Source organism: Spiroplasma sp. AdecLV25b (assembly GCF_030913225.1).
Taxonomy (GTDB): domain Bacteria; phylum Bacillota_I; class Bacilli_A; order Mycoplasmatales; family VBWQ01; genus Spiroplasma_E.
In genome coordinates this window covers 1-11,655 of record NZ_JAQYTS010000005.1, presented here as the reverse complement: position 1 = coordinate 11,655, position 11,655 = coordinate 1, and the positions used below count along the sequence as shown (strand labels likewise).

The 11,655-nt window shown below is 26.0% G+C and carries 10 protein-coding genes and 1 pseudogene; all 11 read right to left on the bottom strand.

Translation table 4 applies throughout. The features are described from left to right. Nucleotides 1–49 precede the first annotated feature (49 nt). A complete protein-coding gene (gene lpdA, locus RDJ14_RS00460) occupies nucleotides 50–1,519 on the bottom strand; it encodes a dihydrolipoyl dehydrogenase (protein WP_308149401.1) in 1,470 nt (489 codons plus the stop codon). Between the two features lie 313 nt (nucleotides 1,520–1,832). Then, nucleotides 1,833–4,507 (bottom strand): annotated as a pseudogene (gene adhE / locus RDJ14_RS00455) (bifunctional acetaldehyde-CoA/alcohol dehydrogenase). Nucleotides 4,508–4,853: 346 nt separating this feature from the next. Continuing rightward, nucleotides 4,854–5,918: a phosphotransacetylase gene (locus tag RDJ14_RS00445; RefSeq protein WP_308149399.1), complete on the bottom strand. Its 1,065-nt coding sequence runs from the start codon at nucleotides 5,916–5,918 to the stop codon at nucleotides 4,854–4,856. 745 nt (nucleotides 5,919–6,663) lie between these two features. Beyond that, a complete protein-coding gene (locus tag RDJ14_RS00440) occupies nucleotides 6,664–7,224 on the bottom strand; it encodes a hypothetical protein (protein WP_308149398.1) in 561 nt (186 codons plus the stop codon). Further along, entirely contained in the window at nucleotides 7,196–8,695 is a 1,500-nt protein-coding gene (locus RDJ14_RS00435) for an AAA family ATPase (RefSeq protein ID WP_308149397.1), read from the bottom strand. The genes RDJ14_RS00440 and RDJ14_RS00435 overlap by 29 nt, the downstream gene beginning before the upstream one ends. A 162-nt stretch (nucleotides 8,696–8,857) precedes the next feature. Then, nucleotides 8,858–9,688: a hypothetical protein gene (locus tag RDJ14_RS00430; RefSeq protein ID WP_308149396.1), complete on the bottom strand. Its 831-nt coding sequence runs from the start codon at nucleotides 9,686–9,688 to the stop codon at nucleotides 8,858–8,860. Between the two features lie 207 nt (nucleotides 9,689–9,895). Further along, nucleotides 9,896–10,030, bottom strand: coding sequence for a hypothetical protein (locus RDJ14_RS00425; RefSeq protein ID WP_308149395.1), 135 nt, complete (start codon nucleotides 10,028–10,030; stop codon nucleotides 9,896–9,898). 36 nt (nucleotides 10,031–10,066) lie between these two features. Next, complete coding sequence (locus tag RDJ14_RS00420) at nucleotides 10,067–10,189, bottom strand: hypothetical protein (RefSeq protein ID WP_308149394.1); 123 nt, start codon at nucleotides 10,187–10,189, stop codon at nucleotides 10,067–10,069. 138 nt (nucleotides 10,190–10,327) lie between these two features. After that, nucleotides 10,328–10,786, bottom strand: coding sequence for a hypothetical protein (locus RDJ14_RS00415; protein ID WP_308149393.1), 459 nt, complete (start codon nucleotides 10,784–10,786; stop codon nucleotides 10,328–10,330). Then, nucleotides 10,725–10,928, bottom strand: a complete 204-nt coding sequence (locus tag RDJ14_RS00410; protein ID WP_308149392.1) for a hypothetical protein — start codon at nucleotides 10,926–10,928, stop codon at nucleotides 10,725–10,727. The genes RDJ14_RS00415 and RDJ14_RS00410 overlap by 62 nt, the downstream gene beginning before the upstream one ends. Nucleotides 10,929–11,006: 78 nt before the next feature. Further along, the coding region (locus tag RDJ14_RS00405; RefSeq protein ID WP_308149391.1) for a hypothetical protein at nucleotides 11,007–11,655 on the bottom strand (649 nt) is incomplete at its 5' end.

The window sequence follows — 11,655 nt, the reverse complement described above, 5'->3', positions numbered from 1 at the left end:
TTTTTTTATTTTTTTCCTACTTTTCTGCAAAATTAAAGGATATCGGAATTTACTTTCTATTTAATTTCAAATCTAAATCTTGAGCTATATCCATTACAACTTCAGATAAAGTTGGATGTGGATGACATGAATTAGCTAATTCACTAATTGTTCCTTCAGAAGTCATAATATTAATGATTTCAGCAATCATATCAGTAGCTGTTGTTGTTAAAATATGAGCGCCTAAAATTTGGCCATACTTTTTATCAACAATAATTTTAACAAAACCATCAGTTTCACCATCAGCTAGGGCTTTACCATTAATGTTAAATGGCTTTTTAGCAACTAAACAATCAGGATAAGCTTTTTTAGCTTCTGCTTCAGTTAATCCAACACTAGCAACTTCTGGGAAAGTATAAATACAATTTGGCATTTGATCGTAGTTAATATTCTCTTCATGTTTTGCTTTTCCTTCTTTGACTAAAATGTTATTAACTGCTATTAATCCTTGATGAGAAGCAACGTGTGCTAACATTTTTTCGCCATTAGCATCACCAATAACATAAATATTATCTACTGCTTGCTGATTTTTATCTAAAACTTCTAACTTACTATTAACTGCAAATGCTCCATTTGATTTAATTTCTAAATTAATATTCTCAAAACCTTTAGTAATTGGAATTCTTCCTGTGCTTAATAAAGTGTAGTCACTAGTAATTGTTAATGGTTTTTTACGTTCTTTATCATCAGCTTTATAATAAGTTATTTTTTTACCTTCTAATTTTGCAACACTATGATTAGTAATGATTTTAATATCATTTGTTTCTAAGATTTTTGTTAATTCTTTAATAATATCAGAATCTAATGTGGCTAAAATTTGGTCTAAATACTCAATAATCGTTACCTTAGTTCCTAAGGTACTAAATAAACAAGCAAACTCAACACCAATAACTCCACCACCAATAACTGTCAATGTTTTAGGAATTTCTTTTAAAGATAAAATTTCTGTTGATGTTAATAATGTTGGATTATCTTTTAAGTTACTGGTTGCTAAACCAGTAACTGGTACATTTGGATTATCAAACATTTTTACTTCTGAACCAGTAGCAATGATTAAATATTTTGTTGTATAAGTTTTTTCTTTACCTTCTTTATCAATAACTTTAATAGTATTGCGATCAATTGCACTTCCTTGCCCAATTAACATATCAACTTTATTACTTTTCATTAAAAATTGAACACCATTAGTTAATTGCTTAACAACTTCATTTTTTCTTTGTTGTGCTTTACTTCAGTCCATTTTTAAACTTGTTTTATTAAAACTAATTCCATATTTATCAGCGCTGTCTAAATAATGATAAACTTTAGCATTTTTTAATAAAGTTTTAGTAGGAATACATCCAATATTAAGACACACTCCTCCTCAAGTACCGCGTTCAACAATCGCTGTTTTTAATCCTAATTTGGCAGCACGCTCAGCAGTAATATAACCACCAGGTCCAGCTCCCACAATAATTAAATCATAATTATAATTTGACATCTTATTTTCTCCCTATGCTAGAATTAATGCTGGATTTTTTAAAATTTCTTTAATTTTTATTATAAAATATCCAGTATGGTTAATACTAATTACAACAATTTTAGGTTTTTTAATTTTTATATTTCCTTACTTAGTTGCAATTTCTTAGGTATTAAATACCTAGTTAGTATTATATTTTAATTTTATCATTTTATTTGCTCTTTAATAGTTTTAGAGATAAATTATTTTAAATAAATTAATAATTAAAATATCTGATCTTAAACTTTAAAACCCTAAGAACAGATATCAAAAATTGATAAAATCTTGATTAAATTTATTTACTTAAAGGTGCTACTGGTTTGCCATAATAAGCATCTAAATAAATTTGTTTAATATCTTTTAATAACGGAACTCTTGGATTTGCTGGAGTACATTGATCATCAAAAGCATCCTGTGTCATTTTGTCTAATGCGTCCAAAAAATCTTTTTCAGAAACATTTAAATTAAATTTAACAAAATAGTCTTTAAAAGAAGATGAGATTTCTACTTCTTTTGAAAGTTTTTGTATTTTAGCAATTAGTTTATCAACTAAATCTGCATCATTGTTGCCTTTAACATCACAATGACGAGCAATAGCAGCATATCTTTCTAAAGAATTAGCTGTCTTATATTGTGAAAAGTAATTTTGTTTTCCACCATCAATTAAAACCGCAGCATTATAACGAACTACATAAGGTAATAAAATTGAGTTAGCACAACCATGAATAACATCAAATCTACCACCAATTTTATGACTCATTGAATGAACTATTCCTAAAAAAGCATTAGCAAAAGCCATTCCTGCTTGTGTTGCTGCATCAGCCATTTTACTTCTAGCTAAAACTGCTGTTTTACCATTGTGATAAGCATCTGGTAAGTATTCAAAAATAGTTTTAATTCCTTGTAAACAATAAGGATCTGTATAATCTGTTGCTAAAACAGAAACATATGCTTCGAATAAATGAGTTAAAGCATCTAAAGCAGGCGCATTAGTTCCACCTTTCGGTACAGTTAATGTTAACTCAGGATCAACAATTGCCATATTAGGAGTTAAAGCATAATCTGCTAATGGATATTTAATATGAGTTTTATCATCAGTAATTACTGAAAAAGGTGTTACTTCTGAACCTGTTTCAGAAGTTGTTGGAATACAAATTAATTTAACATTACCACTCATTTTTGGAAACTTAGCAATTCTTTTACGAATATCATTAAATGTCATTGATAACTCTTCAAATTTAGCATCTGGGTGTTCGTATAACAATCAAATAATTTTAGCAGCATCCATGGCACTTCCACCACCAATCGCAATTACTACATCAGGTTTAGAATTATTCATTGAATTTAAACCTCTTTTAGTTGTTACAAAAGTTGGATTTGGTTCAACATCAGAAAAAATATCATATTTAATTCCCATTTCTTCTAATACAGAAGTTACTTTTTGTCCATATAATGAGTTAACAACTGGATCTGTTACAATAAAAACTTTTTTTGCATTTCATTCTTTTAAATCTTGTAAAGCTACTGGCAAGCAACCAAATTTATGATAAATTCTTTCAGGTAATCTCATTCATTGCATATTCTCTCTCCTTAACGCTACTGTTTTAGTATTTAATAAATTTAAAGGACCAATATTCTTTGAAGATGAATTTCCTCCTCAACTACCGCATCCTAAAGTAAATGAAGGTTCTAAGTAAAAGTTATACATATCGCCAACAGCACCTAAAGAAGCAGGCATATTAACAACCATTCTTTTCGCATTTAAACTTTTACTTCATAAAGAAATTTCATCTTTTCCTTTGATTTCATCAGTTCATAAACTTGCAGTATGTCCTGGTCCCATTTTTAATAAATCTTTAGATATTTCAATTGCATGATCAAGATCTTTTGCTCGATATAATGCAACATAAGTTGATAACTTTTCATGTGCTAATGGTTCATCATAACTTGTTTTTTCAGCTTTACATAAAATTAAAACAGTATTTTGTGGGATTTTAATATTTGCTATTTGCGCTGGAGTTTGACCAACTAATGCTGGATTTAAAAGACCATATTTTCCTTCTTTAAACATTACCTTACTAATTTTTTCTAAATCTTCTTTTTTAGAAAGAACATAACCATTTTTTGCTTCAAATAATTTAACGACTTTATCATAAACTTTGTCTAAAACAATAACTGAATTTTCTGTTGCACAAATAACACCATTATCAAAAGTATTTGATTGGATAATTGATGAAGTTGCTGTATCTAAATCAGCTAATTCAGTTATAATACTTGGACAGTTTCCTGCTCCAACTCCTAAAGCTGGTTTTCCTGAAGAATAAGCTGATTTAACCATAGCCCCTCCACCAGTAGCTAAAATTAAATCTGAATTTTTCATTAAATCAACTGTATCTTGCAACTGAGCATCTTCAACTCAAGCGATGATATTTTCTGGTGCACCAGCTTTAACAGCAGCATCTAACACAATCTTAGCAGCTTTAATAGTGCAATTTTTAGCACCTGGGTGTGGAGAAATGATAATTCCATTTCTTGTTTTTAAAGATATTAGAGCTTTAAAATAGCTGTTGCTGTTGGAATAACAGCAGCAATTACTCCAATTGGTTCATAAATTAGTTGATAACCTAAGCCTAAGTTTTCTTCATAAACTCCAACTGTTTTAGTACTACGATATTTATTAAATGTATATTCAGCAGCATAGTGATTTTTAATAATTTTATCTTCTATAATTCCCATTTTAGTTTCACTAACTGCATCGATTGCTAATTCAATTCGTGCCTTATTAGCAGCAATTGCTGCAGCTTTAAAAATATTATCTACTTGCTCTTGACTATAAGTTGCAAAAGTTTTTTGAGCTGTTGTAACTTTACTAATCAAATTTTGAATTTTATCATTTTTTTCTGAATCATGTTTTAAAGAACTATCTTCTTTTTTAGACGTAGAAGATTTATTACTACTTGTTGTTGCCATTTTTATTTTCTTCCTTTCGACTTTTGCATTTATGCTTCTTTTATTATTATAAATGTTTTTTTAAAAAAAATAGTAATTATTTTAGTTTTTTAAAAATATTTCTGCGTCTAAAATAAAGCAAAAAATTATCTCCTCATGTATTAGTATAAAGGAAAAAAATAAAACTAAAGTGAGTTCAACGGTATATTTCAAACTGAAAAAATTGCTTGAAATATATAGCAAAAGTCGAAAGGAAGAAAATGATTAGGTATGGAGAATAAAGAGATAAACGAAAGTGAATCACTGATAGCATGAGTGATTTTTTGGTTTTCTACAAGCATAATTAGATTCTTTTTTACCTTTTAAATTATGAACTTTCATTACCTTTTAAAAACTTTTGAGCACAAGAAATTAAAGCAGTATCATATATATCATCAATAGTAGCACCACGTGATAAGTCATTTACTGGTTTTTTTAAACCTAAAATAATTGGTCCAATTGCTTTAAATTTACCTAATCTTTGAGCAATTTTATAACCAATATTCCCTGATTCTAAATCAGGAAAAATAAAAATATTGCATGGACCTTTTATATCTAAACTAGGAAACTTCTTATTACGTATTGTTTCATCAAATGCAGCATCAAATTGAATTTCACCAGCAATATTAATTTTTTGATCAGTTTTTCAAGTAAGTTGTGATAATTTTTGAGATACTGTTCTTACATTATCAACACTTGTACCTGCACCACTGCCATTTGTTGAATAAGATAACATTGCTACATTTAACTCTTTAAAATTAACTGAATCAAACGTTTTAAAATCAAAATCAAGAGCAAAATTAATTGTACTGTTAGCAATATCAAACAATTGTTCTACTGTTGGGAAAATATTGATTGAACAATCAGCAAAAATATAAGTTTCATTATAGTGATTCATAATAAAAGCACTAGAAACAGTTTTTTTGTCTGATTTAATAATCTGTAATGCTGGTCTTAAAATATCAGAAGTTTTATAGTTAATCCCTCCTACTAAGCAATCAACTAAATTTAATTCTAGAAGCATCATTCCATAATAATTTTTATTAGCAACTAACTTTTGTGCTTGTTCTAAAGTTAAACCTTTTTCTTTTCTAATTTCATATAATTTTTGTGCTATCTTTTTTTGATCAGTAGTTTTAATGATACTTATACGATTAGCGATTTCTTGAGGAATATTTTCACTTTCATGAAACAATAATACTGGTTCAATAATATCTTTAATTTTAATCGTTTTTAAACCACCATTTTTATCTATGTAAAAAAAAGTATTTTCTAATAGTTTTAAAGCCACAACTTGAATTTTTTCATTTTCCCCTTCAGGAAATAAAACTCTAATTGGCTTTGATGGTTTTTTTTTATAAATAGTACTTAATATATGTTGTTCTAAATTCATTTTAAATTACTCCTCTATATTATTATTTATTAGTAATGACTGTACCAGCAATTGATTTTAAGATGTTTTAAATATATTATTTGATTAATAACAAAAACTAAAATATCAATATTTGCTTCTATTGACGTTTTTGAAACAATTAAATCCAGAATTTTCGAATTTTTACTAGTAATTTTCTTGATAAGTTCCAAAATCAAAGTAGTAAGCATTTTTATAAATTATTGGATTTTATCATTAACACCATTTTTATATTAAATAATTGTCATAATTAATTTCAACAGTTCTTAAAGCAGAATAACAATATAACCATTTTCTAAACAACTAACGGTGTTTTGTAATAAGAATATTCTGTTACTTTATTGACTTTTAAAACTGAGCATTCAATCACATTTAAACTCTTTAACTTTTTAATTTCTTTTTAAAAGAAAAATTTTTCTTAGTTATGAAGTTAAATTAGTTAATTTCTTGCGTTTTGCAACTTTTATAAGCTAGTTACATGCTCCAAATTTTTAGTAATTTATTACATAAGAATTGCTCCATGGTCAATACCACAGCATTAAGCAACTTTACTAAGTTTAACGCCTTCTTCAAATTTTTTCAAGAAAAAGAATTTAATTTTGTAGAAAAATGTCGTTATCTTATGATAATGTCCAAACCTAAGATACTACCTTAACTAGTTCCATGTAATAGTCTAAAATAAATTTATGCCACTATGGCTTTGACAACATTGTATGCTTGACATGAGTTAACTAAGTTCTTTAAAAAAATCATCCATTTTAAAATAATCAATACTATGGTCAAATGTTGATGAATAAATAATTTTAAAGCTCAAAGAAATACGATTTTCATCATTTAATCTTTGAACTTTATCTTTTAATTTATATCTAATATTTTTAATATTTCTAATACTACGATCAGTCTCACGCCTAATATCAAACACAAAAAAACATTTTATTTCATTAAATAAAATCTCATGATTGGTGTCAATATTATGTTGAAAACAACTAAAAGTATCCATAAATTTTTTTGATAAATCGCTAACAATATCTTCATGAAAATGTTTTTGAATTTTAAATTCAATAAATAAAAATTCATTTTTTTTGTTAAAAGTAATAGCATCGATTGATTTCACGCCACGAGTGCGATTACAACATAATATTTTTAAATTATCACCATCAATCGCATATTCATTAGAATCTGATGAATACGTTTTAGAAGCAGTACTATATGAAAGCGTACGAAAAGTCTTTTTATTCTTTTTATAAATCTTAATTAAATTACTTTTTAATGTCTCATTTAAATTCATACTTATCCAACTCCCTGTATGGATAGCTTAAAGCCTCGTTAATATGGTCTAAACTATTCTCTTCTATTATACAAGAATTAAAATTTTTATCTTTATTAATGAAATTATACTTAAATGTTAAGTCTTTAAAATCACGATTTGACAATGAAGTAATAGTTTCAATAATATAAGGACTATGTGTTGACACTACTAATTTAAAATTGACAATACGAGCAATGTCTAATAATAAACGAGCAAACAAATACTGTCATTCGGGATGGATATAAGCTTCGGGTTCATCAATAATAACTAAATTACCTTCTTTAAAGAAACCATTACTAATCATTGTCTTAAATACTTCAATAATTTTTAAGCCACGTGATGAATTAGAAAATTTAACAGTTACCCCTTTTTTAGTTAAGCTACCATTTTCCAAGTTGATTTTATTCTCAAAAGCAAAGTAATTATATAGTTCCTTACTAATTTTTTCTTTAACAAGAACAGCTTTTAAATTACTATAGCGTTCAGTTTCATCGTCATCACTAATCTTACTTTTAAAATCATCTAAATAATTACATTTTTTAAATTTAAAAATATTATTAATTGATAATTTTAATCTTTCAGTTTCTAACATATATTCAGAAGTTTTTTGAATACGTTTCTCTTCCATCATTAAATCTAAAATTTGATCAGTGTCACTAATATATGTAGCATCAAGGACAGGGTTTTCAATAATATTTTCTAAATAATTAAATGCATTTTCCAATTCAAATTCATTATTTGCTTTAATAAAAATACTTAATGTTTTTTTGTTATCCAAGCTAAGTTTTAACTGACTATCTTCATTACTATAGTTTTTATTTTTTAATGTTTCACCATGAAAATTTTCTGATAAGATGTTGGACATTAAATGAGAAATAATATCTTTTTTATCATTAGTGAAAAATATTAAAATTTCTTCAATATCTTTATTAATAGTATTAATAACATACTTAATAGTTTTTATTTTATAAGCATCCTTATTAGTATTACTATCAATTTTTTGTAAAGTAATACTAATTAATTCATCATTTTTTTTCAATAATTTATTACAATCTTTTAATAAACTAATTCAAAAATCATTAAACTTTTCTTGTTTATTATCAAAATTTTCTACTCATTTTTGTAAAAACATTTTATTACTTATATTAAGTTGCTCATAAATCGTATTAATTTCTTTAAATAGTGGTGTTTCTTTATCTTTATTACTAAAGTTAGTTTCAATAAAAGTATCAATCGAACTTTCGATTTGTTTGAATGTGCTTTCAATAAAACTAAGAAAATTTTTAACAACTTGTGATTCAATATCGCTAGTAGCAATTTTCATCATAGCAAAAACTAAACGACTTAAATAACTTTTACCAGTATCATTAACGCCAGCAATCACTGTAATATCACCGATATTTAAAGTAGTATCTTTAAATGGCCCAATGTTTTTTATTTTTAATTTCATGTGTAACTCACCTTTATATATTAAAATATTTTAAATCCTACAAGTATCATACCATTTAAGATTAAATAAATGGCAAATATTGAGTATTTTACTTATTATTAATAATGAAAAAAATTAAAGTATGATTGACAAATGAAGCACAAATTATGTCTTAAAACTTATTTATTGCGGATTACCACAATAAAAAGCATTAACTACTATTATTTTACCAAAACTTACTTGTAGTCAGACTGGAGCTGTCGTGAATGTTTCAATAACAGACATACTGTTATCAGTTCAAGTTAGTGATGGTGTTGCAGATAAAAAGTTAAGTAAAGCAGTTCATTGATTTTGTTTATCATTACTATTTAAATTTAAAGTACAATTACTAGTTAAAGCATTAACAGTAAAACCACAAATTTTAGTTAAAGCAATAGTGTTTGAATTAACCAACTGTGAAGCTAGTTGTGGAATATTTAAGTTATTATTATTTAACGTATCTAAATGATATGTGTGCAAAGTTTTATTATTTAATTTAACACTAACTTCCATAGTACCCCTAGCAATTTGATAATCCAAACTACTAGTAGTTATTTTACCATGATTAACGTTATCAATAATAGCAGTTAGATTACTAATATTAGCAACATCTTGGTTACTGTATATTGTTCCAACACCACCAGAAGTAAATCCTAACTGTCTTAATAAATTAGTCGTTTGCAGGTTCTTGGCTGTAAAGTCATTACCATTAGCAATCAATAATTGCGTTTTGAAATTAGTCTCAGTAATGATTTTTTTATTAATAGAAATTTCATACATATTTGTTTGGGCATTATACTGTAATTTTTGTTCTATTTTTGGAGTATTATTATCACTATATCATCCTAATAACCTAGCAAACTCTGTATCAACTTGTGGTGGATTTCATGCTAAAATTTTACTATGCACATTAATACTTGTTAAAGATACACTACTAATCATAATAGCGCCTAGAAATCGTAATATAACTTTCATAATTGTTACCTCTTTTTGCATAACCAATAATATAAATGGTATTAAAATCTAAATAATAAATATTACTATTCATGTAATATTTATTTTCTAATTTATATTATACATAAAATTTTAAAAGATTATTAATCTTTATATGTCATCTAGATTAATGAAAAAAATAAGAATAAAAATATCTTTGTAAAATATTTTACAAAGATATTGAATAATTTATTTAACTTGATTAGCACAACTTTTACATATGTTTTTCATCATAGAACCATCAGGATTAGTGGCAATTTCATTTTCTTCCATAGTAATACCACAACCAGAACATTTCATATTCATCATATTTATGTCTTGCATTATTTCCCCCTCTATTCTTTTATTTAAGTTTAAAAATTAACGATTAGCACATTCTGGACATTTCATTGCTTTTTGTGCTTTTTTAGAGTTTAAAGCAAGGTCATTACCATTAATTTCCTTATTACATTCAACACAATGTAATACTTTTCTTTCAGGCATTATTTATACCCCCCCTTCTAAAATTACCTTTAACATTGAAATTATAACATTATTAAAATAATTTGCTTTATTAAGCAACTAAACATAAATTAACTAGTATAAAAAAATTCACCATCTTTTTAGATGGTGAATAAAAAATTATTTCATGCCATTATTAAAAGTAATATTATCTAAATTATATTGATAACCATAACCATTGCTCATTATATCATGAACTGCTATCACTGCTGAAATTTGATAGTAAATATTATTATCATCATGTCAAAGATATAAAGCAAAACACATTTGACTTCAATAATAACCATTATCATAATCTTTTTCAACTCTAAATTTATAGTAATCATCAGAATTTCAATCATTATAATAAGCATTATCACCATTACTTAAATCTGCTGGTTGTTTATCTTTAATATAATTAGTGTTATCATTTAAATTACTAAAATTTTGTGAACCTGTATTACCATTCTTAACTTGTAAATAAGAATTGTTACCAAAAGCAAAGGTTGAGTATAGTTTAATAAAATCATCTCAGTTATTAGTATATTTTTTTTCAATTAACAATACTTTTAGGATCACTTCATCATCAGTTATAACCATAATTAAAAGAGTCAGCACTAACATTATCGTTAGCATTAATATTCAAAGTAAGATTATCCGTATTTCAATTTGAATAATAGATTTCAATTAAATTATTACTACTATCAAAAATATAATTAATAGCATAATTTTTATATAACATATTTTCTCCATCACGCGATGGTGATTGATAAAGAAAATTATAAACATTATTAACAGTAGCAATAATCTTAATGATAGTTTAACAAGTAGTATCATTAAGATTATTTAAACTGCTTTTACTAATAAAATACTTACCTAAACTATTAGCAACAGCCATATCAATACCACCAGAAGTACGAGTTGCTTTAGCAATATAATATAAACCTAATGTTTCACTCAAACTATTATTATGTTCTACTTTATTAGCTGATTGCTGACTACTAATATTAATATGGTTTTCGATACCACCAAATTGTAAATATTTTCAACTACTATTATTACCACTAAAGTAACTATCACTATAAATACTTTTACTATAGGAATTAAAACTATCTTTAATAGTTGTGATTTGTTTGTGACTATTCATTTGTTCTTGAATGTTATTTAACATACTTTTATCGGCATCAGAAAGATTTAAACTAGAATCAATTGTTAGATTGCCATTATTATCAACAAGAAAAGCATTTCTAGTTGGTGTCCCATCACTTAAATTACCAATAGCATGGCTTGTATCATAACTATAATATTTATGGTCTGTTGTTGATTGATTAACAATTCAATTACTATCATTTAGTTTCTGATATTCACTGTTAAATATGGGTATGGCAGAAGATACTTGTGGTGTTATATTATTAATTGTTTTAAGAACACTTTTATGTTCTGTAAACCTAGTATTTAATGTTGCATTT